The organism is Candidatus Abawacabacteria bacterium (assembly GCA_016207805.1).
GTDB lineage: Bacteria > Patescibacteriota > Gracilibacteria > RBG-16-42-10 > RBG-16-42-10 > JACQZO01.
In genome coordinates this window covers 1-18,503 of the sequence record JACQZO010000001.1, presented here as the reverse complement: position 1 = coordinate 18,503, position 18,503 = coordinate 1, and the positions used below count along the sequence as shown (strand labels likewise).

Here is an 18,503-nt window from a genome sequence, read left to right as displayed (position 1 = left end):
ATGAAGGATTTATTGTTGCTCAGTAGTTCTCGTGTGTATGGGTATGATGGCTTTCTTAAATATTGTGAAGAACAAGTTAAAGCATTCTTGAGTAATGCTCAAAATATTCTCTTTGTTCCTTACGCGATATACGACATGGATTTTTATACAGGTATTTATGATGAAGTATTTCAAAGGTTAGGTTACAAAATTAAATCAATTCATCGGGAAAGTGATCGTCAGCAGGCCATCAAAGATGCCGATGTCATTTTTGTTGGTGGCGGTAATACGTTTTTGCTACTGAACAGACTGTATGAGGCAAATGTTTTGCCTTCAATAAAGGAAAGGGTCATGAGTGGCAGAAAGTATTTAGGTATTAGTGCTGGTAGTAATATTGCTTCTCCCACGATTTGTACTACCAATGATATGCCGATTGTTTATCCACCATCATTTACTTCATTGAGTCTTGTCCCCTTTCAGATCAATCCACACTATGTTGATCCTGAAGCAAATAGTACCCATAAAGGTGAAACTCGTGCTGATCGTATTAAAGGTTATCAAGAGTTGAATAAGGTGCCTGTATTAGGTATGAGAGAAGGAGCAATACTTCACATTGAGGATGATCAATGCCAGCTTTTGGGTATTGCGGGGGCGAAGTTGTTTTCACCAGACGGTAAGATTACAGATTTTGAGATAAATCAGGATCTCTCGTCTCTTTTGTAACATGGCTACTGAGTTCATTAAACGCCGAGAGGCATTGACTCAACAATTGCCACCAGCCTCAGTAGCAATAGTTTTTTCTAATCAATCAATTTATCGCAATGCTGATACTGAGTATCCTTTCCGTCAGGATAGCAATTTTTGGTATTTAACCGGCTTCAATGAACCACAAGCACTTTTGTTGATTCGTAAAGATGCTCAGGGCAATTTAGAGGAATATTTATATACACAATTAGCGCATGCCAAGAAAGATGTGTGGAGCGGAAAAAGACCAACAGTTGAAGAGACCAGCCGAATTACTGGTATCGCTCATGTAAAAGAGTGGGATACATTTGATCAAGATCTAGTAAGGCTATTTCAAGGTTGTACTACTTGTTACTTTGATATCGATGGTAAATCATATGTTAAGGAAAGAAAGAGAGTCCTTGGTATCCTTGCTGATGCGGATCGTCACGGAGTGGGGGCCGCGATTATGAGTATTCATAAGTTGGCACCTTTACTAGCAAGATTACGTATGTACAAATCAGAGTCAGAAATAAGACTAATGAAAAAAGCAGCACAGATTAGTATCCATGCTCATAAATGTGCAGTTGCGAGCTTACGATCTCACGTCAAAGAGATAAATAAGTTTTATGAGTACCAACTTGCTGCTGACATCGTTTACGCCTTTACTAAGGCTGGAGCCAATTGGGCATATCTTCCAATAGTTGCTGGAGGCAATAATGCTTGTACATTGCATTATACTAAGAATAACGCAGTATTGCTAACTGAAGATCTCTGTCTTATCGATGCAGGAGCTGAATGTGATTATTATGCAGCAGATATTACACGTTGTTATCCTATTTCTGGAACTTTTTCTCCGATCCAGAAAGATATTTATGAGATAGTGCTCCAGGCACAGTTAACTGCTATTGAAGAGATAAACAAGGCCGATGCAACTATGTTATCTATTCATATGGCAGCTGTGAAAGTTTTAGTGGCTGGTCTGATCGATCTTAAAGTACTCAAAGGTTCTATAGAAGAAAATGTTGCTCAAAAGGCATATGGTGACTTTTTTATGCATGGTACAGGCCACTTCTTAGGTCTCGATGTCCATGACGCTGCTATCTATAAGGATACTAATGGTAGGCCCGTTGTGCTTACTGAAGGCATGGTGGTTACTGTGGAGCCAGGACTATACTTTCCTAAAGAAAATGACTCGCTCCCTGAGGAATTGCGCGGTATTGGAATAAGAATTGAAGATGATATAGTAAAAACAGCTTCAGGTATTGATATTCTCACCCAGGATTTGCCAAAGAATGTTGTTGATATTGAGAAAATGTTCATGTAAGTATTGACTGGCGTTGTACTAGTACGATAGTATTTGATTGATCTACACACTCTCAAATATGGTGCAGGATCTTCTATCTAGCTATTTGAAAAATCGGCTTGCTAAATGCTGTTGGCGCTAGTTAGTTCTTCTAACCGTGTCTAACAATACTTTTAGCTTTCTATGTCCAATATAACAGCACTATACCCTAAGCTCGGCGATCTCTTTAAACCAGTAGAGTTACCGGGAGAAAAAACAGGGCGTAATCAAATTACAGAAATCATCACCCAACCTGATAAATTTGTTTTCACCACTGGCATTGGGTTATCACCAACTGGTACTTTCCCTTATCGTTTACCAGCTATACTAGTGCCTACTCTTCATGCTATGGAGCAGGCATATATGCATTTTGGTAAGTTGCCGGAATATTTAGTATATCAAGCAACAGAATTTATTGCAGAATCTTATAACATGAATCTGCCCGATGCTCTGAGTTGCTCAGATCAGATGCGAAAATATTTAGAACGCTATATAGATCGTTTTCATCCTAGATTAAGACATAACGTACATTTTCGTTTTGGTATGTCTGCAACTATGCCAGGAGAAGATATTTGGGCTCAGTGCATCAAACAAATGATGGCAAGTGCTAATGCCGACGCCTCCTGCCGAGATGCTATTGAAAAAATCATGCGTTACAAAACAGCACAAGTAACTAGTTCTAATGTTCAAAAGCGTTATGCTACTGCCAATGTTCTTTATAATGGTGGATTCAGTGACGCTTATCCTTTTAAGGATATTGTTGACGGCCGAAAGTTAGTGTTAGTAGGAGGAGAAAAAGAACAACCGTTTTTTTATACCACGCGCACAATGAGTCAATCTGATGGACTGTTAGTGGCCAGGGCATACGTGCAAAAAGCAGGCAGCTTCCCATCTTACTATACTTATCTAAATCCTGTTGATGGGACATGTGAGGACTGTTTGCTTGCAGATAATGAGAAGCAACAACTAGTGTCTGAGGTTCGCTATGATTGGAAGCTGTTGGCTGCAGATGGTGCTACTTATGCCACTTTAGTGGAATTACGCTACTGAGTTTACTTTTCTTCTGGTGGCTTGGGAGTTTTTTTGTTGAATAATTCCTGAACCTGTTTGGTTTTTTTCTCCCACCATTGTTGAGTAGTTAATTCACTCTTTTGTTGGAAGCCAAAGAGATAGACTAAATCAACTAAAGGGAAATTGTAGAACACGATAAAGATAATTAACCAGCCGTATTGATGATTTTGTACGGCGCGAATAATGGCGAAGAGACGAATAGCAATAAATGCCAAAATTAAAATGGAAATGCCCCCGACAAATCCTCCCATCATCGGGTCCATTAAAGATAGATTAGAATACATATGAGGCATGGGCCGTAATTAATACTACGGTCATTCTAGCACTGATTGGTTTACGAAAGAAACGGTTTACTTTTTTGCGCAAATCCAAGTGGTACGATCAAATATCTGACAATTGACCCAATCTGGTCTTTGTGCGTGATTGGCACAAATATCGAAGTTCACTGATCTTTCCTCACCATTGCGGCGGACAATAACTAAATCACTTTGCGAACGATCTGGCTGAAAACAAACTTCACTCAGAGTACCAGCGGCAGTAAAACCACATCTGACTACGGAGCGATGACTACAAAGCGCATCAGTGCTCAAATCAGTAACTGTTGACCTTCCTACTCCACCGTCGGTTTGTCTCATGCCTGGAGTTACCAATGTTGCTGTAGCATTTAGGGTGTCATCACAAGTAACAGTGACTCTGATAGTTTCGCCGGCGACCCGAGTTCTATTGTTTAGGGTCACATCAAGCGCATTGTTGGCACAGCCTAATGCTAATATTGCAGCAATGAGATTGCGGCCCATTTGAGGTAATGGTTGCTCCCTATTTTGTCTTGGTGCATTCATAAATGAAATTTTATTAAATAATAATATAGCATCAGTTTGTTGATGTGTCTATATTTGGTCAGCGGCTGTAATATTTATCGGTTGAGAGTTTTGCGCCCAGGGTGATTAAGCATGACAGTATCACTCTAAAACTACAAGTTACTTTGGAGCACTATTGTCCCTGCTGGGTACCGGATCTGAGTCCGGTACGACAGTTCGGGGCTAGAAGCTGTTAAGCAAGCTTATCTGCCATGCTTTATTGGTTCAGGCAGCAACCTGACAGTGATAACAGAAAACTAATAATGCTCTTTCAGATAGCACTCTTCACAAAGCACGGCTCTTTCTTGAGGATCATAGATTGATTCAATTTTCTGATGACAATTTGAGCAAGGAATCTTTTTTACTTCAGTGATGCGGAATACGGCAGCATTTTGATGGACTCGTTCTAATGGGGCTTGCCGAGGAATAGGTACGCCCATTTCACGATAAAACTCTAACTCTTGTTTGGTGAGACGAAACTTTTTACCTGTCGTAGCGCATTGTAAAGTGCCCTGGAGAATATCGTCTTTCACATCCTTAATATTGTCTGGGATTTGATAGGCAGCAAAAGCTTCTTGGGGAGTTTCTTCTTCCCAAGTAAAGCCCAGCTTGATCGCCTCTTCTTTAGTTACTGGCAAAATAATAGCACCGTCAGAATGATTGTAGTGCATCGGTGATAAGCGACTAGGAAAAAATTCTTCCCATTCATTTCTCTCGGTAAGATTACGCTTGATCTCTTGTACTAGCTTTTCATACTCTTCTTTGCTGTATTGTTTATTTAAAACACAATACTGTTTCTTCTTGAGACTGACGCAGCCAAAACAATCACTACTCCCCTGCATACAATATAAACAATACAGCATATTTCTGGTCTGTACGCACTCAGCACAATATTGATTGTTATAATTATTGATACCAGCTTGGCAATTGTAGAGTAATTCTCCACTAGTACAGAAGGCTGTACAGAAAACATCTTTGGATTTATTGACACCAATACAATTTTCTACATCAATTGAACCATTACCATGAAATAAACTGCGGCAATCTTTGCAATTGTGAATATAATTGCCCGTAGAGTTTTCATTGTTGCGCCCCTGGACTGCTTTCTGAGGAAAACGCTTTTTAAACTCTGCAAACTTTTTCATTTCTTCTTCTATTGTCCGCAAACTCCCCATTGCGAATTTCGTCCTGCGCATTTCGAATTCCTCTTTCGTGAGCTGCTCATTATACCAGCAATACTCTTTGTTACTTAAATTGACACAGGCAAAACAATGTTTGCATGACTGGCAACTCTCTAGAAAATAAGATTCTGAGCAATAATTAGAGCTTTCGGCATAACAAACACGATAACAGTTTTCAATATCGCGACAGTGATAGCATAATTCTGACTTAATGGCGGAAATACAGTTCACCACATTTTTGCTGTCAAAGGTATTCCAGCAAAACATACAATCTGAGTTTCCTACTGAGGCAAAACAAAGATAACAATTCTTGAGATTGGCAGCGCCATTACAGTAGTCACTATTTTCTAGCCCAGCTCGTACTACCGTCAAATTTGGTAAAGGGACAGCTTTTAGTAATTCTCCCAATTGATCAAAGAAATTACGCTGAGGATCATATTCTTTCCCATAGGATAATGCATCCCAATCATCGCCATTCCAGGCATCTACATCATATACAGTAAATCCTTTGTCTGGTGGAATGCAGCTGAGTATCGGTTTTTTAGATGATGCACAGGTAGTATTGTAGAGAAATGTCCGATTGCGAAAGTTGAGAATTCTTTTCAGTCTTTCTTGGGGATGCAACTTGGGCAGTGGAATACCAGCATTGTGACAATATTCTTGCTCATGATCAGAAATAGAAAATTGTTTACCAGTAACAATACATGTAGCTTCCATAAAAATTATCGATTACGAATAAAGGTTGAAATTAGAAAACCTTTTGCTGATAGCAAGATTCACACAGCACTTCCAGCTCAGGATCAGTATAAACAGTTTCTACCGGCTGAAGACAGTGACTACACGCGCGTGTCTGTAAAGGATGGACAGCGAAAAACTGAGAACGTTCAGTAATTCGTTCAATTGGTGCAATAGTTGCTATAGGCACGCCCATTTTGCGGCAGAATTCTAGCTCTTGTTTTACAATGCGGTACTTTTTGCCTGTCTTTTGGCATTTAAGTGTCTGTTCTAAAATGTCATCTTTTACATCTTTGATGTCATCAGGTATGTGATAAGTAGTAGTGAAAGGTTCTATAGTATCATCTTGCCATTTAAATCCTTGAGCTAGCGCCTGTTCTTTCGTTAAAGGGAAAAAACTCATTGCTTCAGAATGATTATAATAAAATGGTGACATTTCTTTGGGGAAGAAATCCTGATATTCATCATTAGCCAACATTTGCCCTTTTATCTTTGCTATTAAACTAAAATATTCTTCTTTGGAATACTGCTTGTTTAAAATACAGTACTGCTTTTTTCTGAGACTAATACAGCCGAAACAGTCGCTAGTGCCATTGGTGCAATATAGACAATACTGGAGATTCTTGGTAAATAAACACTCATTACAAAATTGATTGTCATAATTACTACCACTTTGGCAATTATACAAAAGCTCGGCGCCACGATTGGAAGAAACACAAAAACTATCTTTGGCCTGTAAAGAAATAATACAATCTTCGCAGTCTTGGGAATCACTGGTGAGATAACAGTGATGGCAATTCTTACTATTTAATAAATAATTGCCGCTACTATTTTCTATATTTTTCCCACGATAATACTTAATAGGAAACTTTTTTCTTAAATCTTTAAACCGTTTTTCTTCCTCAGCTACTGTATTTTTACTGCCTAAATTGACTGATTTTCGGCGTTTTTCAAACTCTTCTTTGCTAAGTTGTTCATTGTACCAACAGTACTCTTTATTACTGAGATTCACGCAACCAAAACAATTTTTACAAGCTTGGCAGTTGAACAAGAAGGCAGAATCGGAACAACGGATACAACTTTCACAGAATAATAAATTGTAACAGTGATCAATATCGATACAGCCAAAGCATAACTCCGAAAAATAGCAGTAAACGCTATCAACCACTTGGCTACTATTAAATACATTCCAAGCAAACATACAGTCCTGACTATCAAGACAAATGAATGTTAAATAGCAATTCTTCAGATTGACGGCACCATTTACATAAGGAGAATTTTCTATCGTTGATTCTACCACTGTGACAGCTGGCAAAGGCACTTTTTTCATTAAAGCTGCTAATTGCACAAAAAATGGCTTGCTGAAATCATAATCAATCCCATAATTTGTCGCATCCCATTGCTCACTATTCCAAATGTTTGTGTCATAGACCGGAATGCCGTTTTCCGGAGGAATACAACTTAATATTGCTTTGCTAGAAAAGGCACAAGTAGCATTGTAAAGATAAATACGATTGCGAAAGCTCTCTATCCACTTTAGTGTTTCCCATGACGCTACCCGGGGCAAGGGCAGGTTTCGCTCGGCGAGATACTTTTGCTTCCGTGGAGAAATTGTGAAGGGTTTGCCGGTAATTGCGCAGGTGATTTCCATAGGATTATTCATTTCAAATTACAAGTCTTTGTGGAGCTTGTTGAAGCTCTATATATGGCGCTAAGTGTTAGAAAGTAGTTTGGAGATAGCATTCTTCACAGAGTACTTTTTGCTTTGTCGTATCATATGCGGTCTCAAAACTTTTTTGACATTGAGCACATTGTCCCAGATGCAGTTCGTGAGTGTTAAAAAAACTGGCTGCCATATTGGCGATTCTAGTTAGTGGTGCAATATTTGGTACCGGAAGATTTAAACGGCGATAAAAGTCTAGTTCTTGCTTAGTAATCCGATATTTTTTCCCTGTTTGGCTACAAGAGAATGTCTGTTGCAGAATATTATCAGTGACGTCCAGAATGTTATCTGGAGCGAGCGCTGTATTATCATGTGTTTCTGGTACTTCATCTTTCCAGGTGAATCCTTTTGTTAAAGCTTCTTCTTTTGATAAGGGGAACCACAGCATGGCGTCACTTTCATTATAATGAAATGGACTCAGGCGGCGGGGAAAGAAATCTTCATATTCGCCACTGGCAATCATTTTGTGCTTGATCTCTTTTGTGAGCTTTTCATATTCTTCTTTGGAGTATTGTTTATTCAAAATACAATACTGACTCTTTTTTAAGCTAATGCAGCCAAAACAATCGCTACTCGTATTGGTATACATACACCATTGCAAATTGCGATTATTAGCAATAGATTCATTACAATACTGACAATTGTAATTAATTCCGCTTTGTACAGCATAGCAGAGCTCACATTTGCTAGATGAAAGGACGTCAAAACAGTCTTTTCCGCCAATCAGCAGCCAACAATCCTCAGCATCAATACAATTACTAGAATAAAAGATATTGCGACTATCCTTAGTTCCATTGAGATAATTGCCAGTAGAATTCTCTATATTCTTTCCCTGATAATACTTAATCGGGAAATTTTTCTTAAACTCGGCAAATCTAGCCTTTTCTTTTTCTACTTCTCGCCTGCTCCCCATTTCGAACTTCGCATTGCGCATTTCGAATTCCTCCTTCGTAAGTTGTTCATTATACCAACAATACTCTTTATTATTGAGATTCACACAACCAAAGCAATTTTTACAAGACTGGCAATTAAACATAAATGCGCTATCGCTACATGTATGACAGCTCTCTACAAACACGCAATTATAACATTTTTCTGCGTCACGACAGCCATAACAAATCTCACATGAGTAACAATTAATGCTGTCCAACACGTTGTGTGAGTCAAATACAGCCCAAGTGAACATCAAATCTGAACTGTTGAGAGTGGAAAAACACAAATAACAGTTTTTTAAATTCATTGCTCCATTAACATAATCGCTATTCTCCATAGTTCCTGTTACTACATTGAGATTGGGTAAAGGAACTTTGTGTAATAGTTCATTAAATTGTTCGAAAAATGGCCGATTAGGGTCATACTCTTGTCCATACACTAATGGATTCCAATTGTCCCCACTCCATGCTGCTAAATCGTACACGGTGAAGCCTCGATCGGGAGGAACACAGCTTAATATGGGGCGACCAGTGAGCGCACAAGTAGTATTAAAAAGGTTGATGCGATTACGAAAACTAGCAATTTGACGCCATCTTTCTAATGGCTGTTGCTTAGGCAACTGCATTCCCCGCTCTTTGCAATAATTAGCTTCTCGATCAGAAATGGTGAAAGACTTCCCAGTAGTTTTACAAATAGCTTGCATAAAGATTGTTAATTACAAGTGAAGTTTTTATTGATACATCTCTAAATAGCATTGTTCACACAATACTGAAATAGTTGGTTCAGAGTAAATAGTATCGAGGCTACTTTGGCATTGATCACACTTTCTAATTGTAAGTGGCTTGATTACAAAGGTTTGTGAGCGAGTAAGAATTCTTTCAATGGGAGCTATTCTTGGAATAGGAAGCTTTTGACCACGGTAAAACTCGAGTTCTTGCTTAGTAATGCGATAGGGTTTGCCAGTAAGTTCACAAGTTAATGTTTTTTGTAGGATATCTTCAGAGACATCAGCAATATCATCAGGTATTTGATAGATAGTATTTGTGGGTTCAATAATTTCGTCTTTCCAAGTAAATCCTTGGGCTAAGGCTTGGTCTTTTGTTAAAGGGAAAAAAGTAATAGCATCAGAATGATTATAATAAAATGGTGATAACTTTTGAGGAAAAAAGTCGCTCCATTCTCCTGTCTTGATCATATGTTCTTGAATACGAGCAAGTAAGGCAAAATACTCTTCTTTGGTATATTGTTTATTGAGAATGCAATAACTATTTTTTTTGAGGCCGACACAACCAAAACAGTCACTAGCGCCATTCACACAGTACATGCAGTAACGCAAATTCTGTGTGTGAATGCATTCTAAGCAGAATTGATTATTATAGTTTCGGCCGGTAACAGAATGATAAATAAGCTCTGATTCTGTGGTGGAAAAAGTGCCAAAGCTATCTTTACTTTTTACCGCCATCACACAATGCTCAAGATCTTCAGATCCGGTAGCTAAATAACAAACATGGCAATTTTTGCTATTGAGTAAATAATTTCCTGAGCAATTTTCTATATTCTTTCCTTGATAGTATTTCCTAGGAAAACGACTTTTGAACTCTGCAAATTTTTTCTCTTCAGCTCGTAATATTTTTTCATTGGCCAAATTTAATTCTGCTTTCAGCTTTCTAAATTCAGCTTCTGTCTTTTGTTCATTATACCAACAGTATTCTTTGTTGCTGAGATTGACACAGCCATGACAGTTCTTGCAGGCTTGGCAATTGTAAAGAAATGTGGAATCAGAACAATGCACAGAAGTTTGCGAGAAGCTGACATTGTAGCAATGATCTAAATCTACTGAGCTGTAGCAAATTTCACAAAAGCTACAATACACACAGTCCAGTACATCTTTACTATAAAAAACATTCCAACAAAACATGCAATCTTGGCAATCCAAAGTGGTGAAGCAAAGATAACAATTTAAAAGATCTCTGGCGCCATTCACATATCTACTATTATTGTCGCTGCTATTAAAATTGATCAATAGGTTCGGTAAAGGAACTTGATGCAAAAGCTCATTAAACTGATCAAAAAACGGTCGAGAAAAATCATATTCTCGGCCATAATCTAAAGCGTTCCATTGTTCACCATTCCAAATATCTGCGTCATATACCGTGTGTTTCCCTTCCGGTGGGAAGCAGCTCAATATCGACTTACCTGAGTGAGCGCAAATGGCATTATATAAATGTACTCGATTGCGAAAAGATTGTAGCCAGCGCAGTAAAGTGTAAGGTTCAGTTTGAGGAAGTGGGATACCATGTTCGTGGCAATATTTCTGTTCTGTTTCCGAGATGGAAAATATTTGACCAGTACTAGTGCAGCGAGCTTCCATAATAGCAATTATTCTTCTTGCTTATGGTATACCCAATTGAGGTGCTAAAGACAAATTAGCGGGTAAAGGATGTTGAGTGTTTTTATTGTTGGTTAATAAAGCATGACGAATCAGCCAGATCAGCAACTTCAACCAGCTTGTCATACCAAACTGGATTTGATATCCAGCAGGGACAGAGTTCCCCTAAAACTACACGTTACTCCACAGCACTATTGTCCCTGCTGGGTACCGGATCTCAGTCCGGTACGACAGTTAGGATGAAGAGAAATTATTGTACAACACTTAATAAACAAGTTGAACTCGGTCAGTACTAATCTTCTGTACAACTAGTCGCTGCCACAATTGCAGTATTGTCGCCTCTATTATTCCTTAAAGTGAGTCCTGTGAGCTCGTGACTTGAAATATGACAAATACTAGTGTCATCTGTTTGGTTACCATTGAAAGTATTGCCTTCGATGGTGATATTGCTGCTTTTTTCTGCTGGTGCATTGCCTGCTCGGAATTCAATTAAAGTACCATGGTTGTTAATAAATTGATTGTTACTAATGGTAACATTCGTAGCATCATAAATACCTAAAGCTCCATAAGTGTTATTGCGCAAAATATTGTTGCGGAAAGTGATATTATTAGCTTCATACTGTTTGCCTCGTAATAGTTCACTATCAGTCCAGCCACCTATACCCCAAGCAGGATCTCCGGCTCCGGCTCTTTGATTTTGGATAATATTTTTCTCGATTATGACATTAGTGCTGCCACCCTTCACATAGCCAGCTAAATTACCAAAGTCACTGAGAATATTATCGTGAATAATACTGTCGTCAGTGTCGACAAAATCTAAAGCCTCTTGCCAACAATTTTCTCCAGGACAACCAGGTCTAGCACCAGGACGAGAGAATTCACTGCGCAAGATACTAATATGATGAGCTTGATTAACTTTGACTACATCGCCGTCACTCCCCGCATCGTGAGCACGGACATTTTGTACCGTAATGTGATGAGCATTTTGAATATGAATAACATTATCGCCCATGCCATATACTTCTAGGCCATCAAGTGTTAAGTAGGCAGCACCATCGCCTATATTAATTCCTTCTTCTGGTGAACCAGTAATCTTAGCAGCAAAATCGCCATCTTTAGAACGAATAATAATCGGTTGGCTGGCTGTGCCTTGTTTATCAATCCATAATTGTCGCGATAAGCGATAAGTCCCTGCAGCTAATAATATCTCATCACCAGGTTCAGCATTGTTAATGGCATCACGGAGAGCTTGCTCGCCTTGCGCTGGAGTAATATTGATTTGTCTTGTGCTCCGTGCTGTTGGTGATGGTGTTGCTGTTGACGTTGGGCTGGGAGAAGGTGTAGGAGTGGGAGCTGGTCTTTCTCCAATTAGTCCCATCATTACACTAATAATCTTGGCCATTTCCGCTCTAGTCAAAAAGCCATTAGGCTTAAATGTGCCATCAGCATAGCCTCTGACAATACCCATACTAGTAGCAGCATTGATATAGCCACTGTACCAAGCACTACTTTCTACATCAGGAAAAGTGCTTCTGCCTTGAGCTTGCATATTGTATACCAAGAAAAGAATTTTTAGCGCCTCTGCTCTAGTAACAAATTGATTGGGCATAAAGTTCTTGCCGGCAGCACATGAGGCATTAGCGCCTGTTACGCCTTTGCCTTTCAGTACAGTGACATAAATATGAGCCCAATTGTTCACTGCCACATCACAAAAAGCCTGTTCTTGGGATAGCATCGGTGAGGCCAATAGACCAACTTGTTGGCCCGATGTCACGGCCACTTTTGCCAGCTCGGCACGAGTAATCGGGCGATTCGGATAAAAGTTGCTATTTTGAGCAGAAACAATGCCTTGAGCACTGAGTTCGTCTACATATACTTTGAACCAAGCATCAGCACTGACGTCCAGGAATGCATGCGCTGAGAGTGGAGAATGGAGCAGGAGAATGATGGAAAGAATGGAGGTAAGGGCTGAAGAGATTTTACTTTTAAGCATAGGATGAAAGTAAGGCTGGTATCATAGTACCACTATTCTTATTCTGTCTGGTAACTGTGAAGAAACTTTATATTGCTCCTCTGTTGCTTCCATGCTATAAATTTCGCGTGTCAATTTTGATCGGGGGTCGTCTAATGGTAGGACAACAGCCTTTGGAGCTGTGAGTTGGGGTTCGAGTCCCTACCCCCGAACACGAGCTCGCACCAATCCAGGCGAGCGAGTCTTATTAGTTATTTTTTATCCCTTTTCTTCGTTTGTGGGTATTTAAGCGAGCTCGAAAAAATGAAAAATAACTAATAAAAAATAAGGAAGGCTTGAGATCATAAAAGACGAAGACGAATACTAAGACAAAGACAGGGGGCTTTCGGTCTTCGTCTTAGTATTCGTCTTTGTCTTCATGATCTCGTCTTTTGTGCCTCCTGCCAATTTTATTGCTGCTTTCTTCCTCTTTCGTTAGAATTCCTCTGTCTTTGAATTTCTCCTGCATTTTCTATGTTTGGCTTGCTCCTTACTACTGTTGGTACTTTCTTTCTTGAGATTGGTTCAAGTATTGGCAAATATGAAGTCTCTCACCGCCGTGAGGATATTTATACCATGGCTTTCTTGAATCACTTTGGCGGTTTTCTGCTTTTTATACTGTTAGTTCTTTGGCAAGGAGATTTCCGCTTTAGTATTTACTCATTGCCTTTTTGGCTATTACAAATGGGCTCTGAAGCTTTACATATTTGGTTGGCTGGTAAGGCTACTATTAAATCTGATCGTAGCACATGGGGATTTTTGCGCATGGGTACTGTGCCTATTTTGCTGATTTGTGATGCTTTGTTGGGCTATGATATTCAGCCATTACAATATGTGGGCATACTTTTTATTATCATGACTTTATTTTTGCTGTATAAGCAGCATGGTTTTACTAGAAAGGGCGTGGGCTGGGTGATTGCTGCTACTATCAATGCAGCCTTGGCAATTACTCTATATAAGCATGCTATCACCTACTATAATTCAGTAGCTGCTCATCAGTTGGTGAGCGGCATCTTTGTGATGGCATTTGTTACTTGGTTGTGTAAACATCATAGGCATCATCATCCATTGAGATTGTACAAAGAAAAACTGTTTGTCACCCAATCACTCAGCTTTGCTTTCGGCGGTATTTTAGATTCTTTTGCTTACACCTTGGCACCTGCCTCTATTATAGTAACTGGTAAGCGCTGTGCCTCGGCTTTATTTACTATTCTTGCTGGTAATTTTTATTTTCATGAGGAGCGATTGGCCGTGAAATTGTTTGCTTTTGTGATACTCTGTATTGGTATGGTTTTCTTGGCCTTTCAAACATAAGTAGTACTTTTGCATGTTTTCTCAAACTATTCAGGGCATTATTATCAAGATCACCAATTTTCATGAAGCTGACAAAATCGTTACTGTTTTTAGTAAAGAGTTAGGCAAGACACAATTTATTGCCAAAGGGGTCAGAAAAGTAAAAAGCAAGACCAGCGGTATTGTTGATTTGTTCATTGAGGCTAATTTTGAACTAACTAATAAATCACAATTACCTACCTTAATTCAGGCCCAATTAATTACTTGGTTCCCCTATCTCCGTACTTCTTTAGCTCATTGGCAATTCGCTGAAAGAGCCGCTCGAGCTCTTTATAAAGCAACGAAAGAACATGATCCTCATCCTGAGCTCTACTTTTTATTGCGAGATTTTTTAATGCAAGGGAAAGATCATGGGGACCCTCAATATTGGTGGCTAAACTTTTTATGGCAATTGCTTTTTTTGTCTGGCTTCGGCATTAATCTTTCTCATTGTCTCAATTGTGCCCAGCCCCTAGTGAAAGAAACTGTAGGAAGTAAGATACATACCTATGAAGGCTTTCGTTGTCGAGAATGCTCGCTAAAAGTGGATGCCAATGATCAATTGATTCATCAAGTATTAGTATCTTTGGAAAACAAGGAAAATGAACTAGAAAGGCAGGGATTTGCTGTGACCCAAGGTTTTCTGGAAGATGCATTTAAGTACCACTTTTTATAGAGCTAAGAGCTGAGCGCTAAGATATGGGGGAGGAAAGTTTCATAATTTGTTTACTATACTCATGAGTAGTTAACCAATTATGATGAAGCGAAGTATTGCTTATGAGAAAAGTTTATTATTTGGTGTTGAAATAGCTATTTTATGTCAGAGATTGAAGCAAAAAAGAGAATTCAACTTTTCTGATCAATTAATTCGCAGCGCAAATAGTATTGCAGCAAATATTGCCGAAGCTATTGGTGCTCATAGTAAGAAAGAATTTTTATGCAAAATTGATATTGCCTTAAAAGAAGCACATGAGTCAGAGCACTGGCTAAAGGTCTTGCAGAATAGCCAAATAGTACCAGGTGATTATGGCCATTACTTATCGTTGGTGCATGAAGTCATAAAAATACTTTGCAAGACAAGCATAACAACTAAAATAAATCTTAACAAAACCAAACCATCTTAGCTCTCAGCTCTTCGCTCTTAGCTCTGAATATGCTATATTCTTCTCGCTTTTAAGCAGCTTTTTTCTTATGTCTGAACTACAACCAAATAAAGGGTATACTGCCGAGCATATTCAAGTGTTAGAAGGGTTGGATCCTGTGCGCAAGCGTCCTGGTATGTACATTGGTTCTACTGATAGTACTGGTTTGCATCAATTAGTCTGGGAATTAGTGAATAATTCAGTGGATGAAGCGATGGGCGGATTTTGTGATCTTATTAATGTCACTATTAATGAGGATGGGAGTTTGATGGTGCTTGATAATGGGCGTGGTATTCCTACTGATATTCATCCCAAAACTGGCCGTCCTACATTGGAAACTGTTATTTGTACTTTGCATGCTGGTGGTAAGTTTGAAAATCAAGCCTATAAAGTATCCGGTGGTCTTCATGGCGTAGGTATATCATGTGTTAATGCCTTATCGACAAAAATGGTAGCGCGGGTATTTCGTAATGGAAAAATCTATCATCAAGAATATAGTAAGGGAGTACCTACTATGGACATGTCGGTGAGTGATGATCCTGATAATCATCCTACTGGCACTGAAATTTCTTTCATTCCTGATGGTTCTATCATGCAAGTAACAGAGTTTGATTTTGAGCGCATCATGTTGCGTCTCAAGCAGCAAGCGTATCTAACTAGAGCACTTACTATCACCTTTTGGGATAAAAGAAATAATCAAAAGCGTAAGTACTTTTTTGAAAATGGTATTAAGTCTTATGTAAGCCAATTAGTATTAGGTCGCAAACCTTTGGTAGATGATGTCTTTTATTTTGAAAAACAGTTGGATGATGTCACCGTTGAAGTCGCTTTATCCTATACAGAAGCTTTTCAGGAAAGTGTATTTTCTTTTGCCAATAATATTTTCACGGCTGATGGTGGTATGCACTTAGTTGGTTTACGTTCTGCACTCACTCGTGTCATCAATTCCTTTGCCCGCAAGCAGGAAATTTTGAAAGAGAAAGATGAAAATTTAACTGGTGATGATGTTCGTGAAGGTTTAGTTGCGATTGTTTCTGTTAAATTGCCCAATCCTCAATTTGAAGGCCAGACCAAAGGAAAGCTGACGAATGTCGAAGTTCGTACTGCAGTTGAAACATTGTTTGGTGATAAGTTCAGTGAATATTTAGGAGAAAATCCCCAAAATGCTAAGTCAATTGTAGGAAAATCATGTTTAGCTGCTCGTGCCCGCCTCGCTGCTCGTGCTGCCCGTGAAGCAGTGGTGCGCAAAGGTGCTTTGGAAGGTATGACTTTACCAGGAAAGTTGGCTGACTGTTCTACCAAAGATCGCTCTCGTAGTGAGATTTATCTAGTAGAGGGAGATTCTGCAGGTGGTACTGCTAAGCAGGGCCGTGATCGTGATTTTCAAGCGATTTTACCTTTACGTGGTAAAATCTTGAATGTAGAGCGTGCACGTTTAGATAAAATGCTTGCCTTCAGTGAAATCAAAGCTCTGGTAATTGCCCTCGGTTGTGGCATTGGTGAAAGTTTTGATATCACTAAACTTCGTTATCAGCGAGTGGTAATCATGACTGATGCCGATGTGGATGGTGCTCATATCCGCACTTTACTGCTGACGTTCTTTTTTCGCTATTTTCCTAAACTGGTAGAAAATGGTCATATTCACATTGCCCAACCTCCTCTATTCAAATTGAGCAAAGGCAAAAAGACGTGGTACGTACATAGTGACGAAGAAAAAGACCGCATCCGTGCCTCAGAAAATATCGATTCAGCCAATATTCAACGCTATAAAGGTCTAGGAGAAATGAACTCAGAGCAATTGTGGGAAACTACCATGGATCCTGAACGTCGCACATTTCTCAAGGTCCATGTAGAGGACGCCGAAAGAGCGAATACAGTATTTGAAACTCTGATGGGGGAAGAAGTACTCCCACGCAAAAAGTTCATTCAGATGAATGCTGAGTTTGCGAAAGATATTGATATTTAATGAATTCTGAATGCAGAATGCTGAATTCAGAATTTTGGATAACCGAAAAATAGATTGTTAGGCATCAACAATCTATTTTTCTAATTCTTGCTGGGTAAATATTCCGAGATATTACTTGATGGCTGCTTTGCCTGAATCTGTCTTTCGTTCATCTAAAATTGCTGCAAGTCTCTCTCTATCAGCGTATGGAGATAAATCATCTGGTGAGCGGATCTTCCTTAAAGTGCCAACATCAACTATATCAATATCATGAATTTCTAATCTTCTGGGCAATCCTTCTTTGAGAGACATACATATATTAATTAATCATAAGTAGAACGACCAAAACTCAGCAATAATTGCAGAGTAAGCACAATACCCGCGCCTGAAAATGCAGTCAATGCTCCAGAACTTAATATGTACTGATCATGATTTTTAATCTATGCAGGCCACGTTCTCTGGCAATGGCATATTCACCAAGACAACCATCAGCTGCTAGTGGTGAACATGGTAGTTCAAGCTGATTGAGCATGGTAATGTAGATATCACAAACCTTACCAATATCATTGCCACTCAGACCCCCTTGGCCATGAGCCAACTCTACGGCTAATTGTCTGAGAATTCTCTTGTCTGTTTCCACTCGATCGAGAAATGTATATGTCCCTAATTGTCTACTATTCAATCTGCTTTCAATAATTCGGACCAAAGCTGACAATGCCACTCGTTTGGGGCCTGACATCTGATGGAGAAATGACCTTAACTTATTTGTTGCTGTTTGGGGAGTATTAATTGTTTCAGCGACATTTTCTCTAGTTGCGTGACACCCACTATTTTCTATTGCCAAACTAAATGTGACAGCTGCCAATGAAAGAAGTCTTTTTGTGCTCATAGAGAATAAATTAACGCGTTACTATAAGTGGTAATGCTTGGTTAGTCAAAAAAAGAGTCTGAGCTAACAAAGTGTGACCCATCCGCTGGGTGATCAACTCCCCCGCAATTGTCATATACAGGAAGAGCCAAGAAGAAATGACATCTTGTTGGTGAGAAAGTAAGATTGGGGAAGGAGAGGAGAAGCTTGTTGTCATAGGACAAAGATCCTCTCGGTATGCATACAACCTTCTCCTTCTCCAATCATCT

Annotated in this window: 16 protein-coding genes and 1 tRNA gene; 8 read left to right on the top strand and 9 right to left on the bottom strand. The window is 39.2% G+C overall.

Annotation, left to right across the window (positions count from 1 at the left end):
- From pepE to HY817_00075, 3 genes are all read left to right on the top strand, one after another.
- On the top strand, positions 1–702 hold the full coding sequence (gene pepE / locus HY817_00085) for a dipeptidase PepE (GenBank protein ID MBI4835638.1): 702 nt from the start codon (positions 1–3) through the stop codon (positions 700–702).
- 1 nt (position 703) lies between these two features.
- Positions 704–2,029 (top strand): aminopeptidase P N-terminal domain-containing protein, encoded by a 1,326-nt coding sequence (locus HY817_00080; GenBank protein ID MBI4835637.1) that lies wholly within the window; start codon positions 704–706, stop codon positions 2,027–2,029.
- Positions 2,030–2,191: 162 nt separating this feature from the next.
- A complete protein-coding gene (locus HY817_00075; protein MBI4835636.1) occupies positions 2,192–3,097 on the top strand; it encodes a hypothetical protein in 906 nt (301 codons plus the stop codon).
- A gap of 2 nt (positions 3,098–3,099) precedes the next feature.
- Here the strand turns inward: HY817_00075 and HY817_00070 are convergent, their stop codons facing one another.
- From HY817_00070 to HY817_00040, 7 genes are all read right to left on the bottom strand, one after another.
- Complete coding sequence (locus HY817_00070) at positions 3,100–3,402, bottom strand: hypothetical protein (GenBank protein MBI4835635.1); 303 nt, start codon at positions 3,400–3,402, stop codon at positions 3,100–3,102.
- Between the two features lie 66 nt (positions 3,403–3,468).
- Positions 3,469–3,957, bottom strand: a complete 489-nt coding sequence (locus HY817_00065; protein ID MBI4835634.1) for a hypothetical protein — start codon at positions 3,955–3,957, stop codon at positions 3,469–3,471.
- A 275-nt stretch (positions 3,958–4,232) separates the two neighbouring features.
- A complete protein-coding gene (locus HY817_00060; GenBank protein MBI4835633.1) occupies positions 4,233–5,873 on the bottom strand; it encodes a hypothetical protein in 1,641 nt (546 codons plus the stop codon).
- Between the two features lie 31 nt (positions 5,874–5,904).
- Positions 5,905–7,542, bottom strand: coding sequence for a hypothetical protein (locus tag HY817_00055; protein MBI4835632.1), 1,638 nt, complete (start codon positions 7,540–7,542; stop codon positions 5,905–5,907).
- Positions 7,543–7,609: 67 nt separating this feature from the next.
- Positions 7,610–9,250: a hypothetical protein gene (locus HY817_00050; protein MBI4835631.1), complete on the bottom strand. Its 1,641-nt coding sequence runs from the start codon at positions 9,248–9,250 to the stop codon at positions 7,610–7,612.
- Between the two features lie 27 nt (positions 9,251–9,277).
- The gene (locus HY817_00045; GenBank protein ID MBI4835630.1) at positions 9,278–10,918 is read right to left on the bottom strand and encodes a hypothetical protein; all 1,641 of its coding nucleotides are present in this window, start codon (positions 10,916–10,918) and stop codon (positions 9,278–9,280) included.
- Between the two features lie 310 nt (positions 10,919–11,228).
- A complete protein-coding gene (locus HY817_00040; protein ID MBI4835629.1) occupies positions 11,229–12,929 on the bottom strand; it encodes an S-layer homology domain-containing protein in 1,701 nt (566 codons plus the stop codon).
- Between the two features lie 120 nt (positions 12,930–13,049).
- On the opposite strand from HY817_00040, the gene HY817_00035 reads away from it, so the two are divergent.
- The 5 genes from HY817_00035 (at position 13,050) to gyrB (ending at position 17,387) form a co-directional block, all read left to right on the top strand.
- Positions 13,050–13,120, top strand: a tRNA-Gln gene (locus HY817_00035).
- A 301-nt stretch (positions 13,121–13,421) separates the two neighbouring features.
- On the top strand, positions 13,422–14,261 hold the full coding sequence (locus HY817_00030; protein MBI4835628.1) for a hypothetical protein: 840 nt from the start codon (positions 13,422–13,424) through the stop codon (positions 14,259–14,261).
- Positions 14,262–14,274: 13 nt separating this feature from the next.
- The gene (recO, locus tag HY817_00025) at positions 14,275–14,955 is read left to right on the top strand and encodes a DNA repair protein RecO (protein MBI4835627.1); all 681 of its coding nucleotides are present in this window, start codon (positions 14,275–14,277) and stop codon (positions 14,953–14,955) included.
- Between the two features lie 79 nt (positions 14,956–15,034).
- Entirely contained in the window at positions 15,035–15,403 is a 369-nt protein-coding gene (locus HY817_00020; GenBank protein ID MBI4835626.1) for a four helix bundle protein, read from the top strand.
- A 67-nt stretch (positions 15,404–15,470) separates the two neighbouring features.
- Positions 15,471–17,387, top strand: coding sequence for a DNA topoisomerase (ATP-hydrolyzing) subunit B (gyrB, locus tag HY817_00015; GenBank protein MBI4835625.1), 1,917 nt, complete (start codon positions 15,471–15,473; stop codon positions 17,385–17,387).
- Positions 17,388–17,498: 111 nt separating this feature from the next.
- Here the strand turns inward: gyrB and HY817_00010 are convergent, their stop codons facing one another.
- Together HY817_00010 and HY817_00005 are read right to left on the bottom strand one after the other, a co-directional pair.
- Entirely contained in the window at positions 17,499–17,678 is a 180-nt protein-coding gene (locus tag HY817_00010) for a hypothetical protein (GenBank protein MBI4835624.1), read from the bottom strand.
- A 100-nt stretch (positions 17,679–17,778) separates the two neighbouring features.
- Complete coding sequence (locus tag HY817_00005; GenBank protein MBI4835623.1) at positions 17,779–18,255, bottom strand: hypothetical protein; 477 nt, start codon at positions 18,253–18,255, stop codon at positions 17,779–17,781.
- Positions 18,256–18,503: the final 248 nt, after the last annotated feature.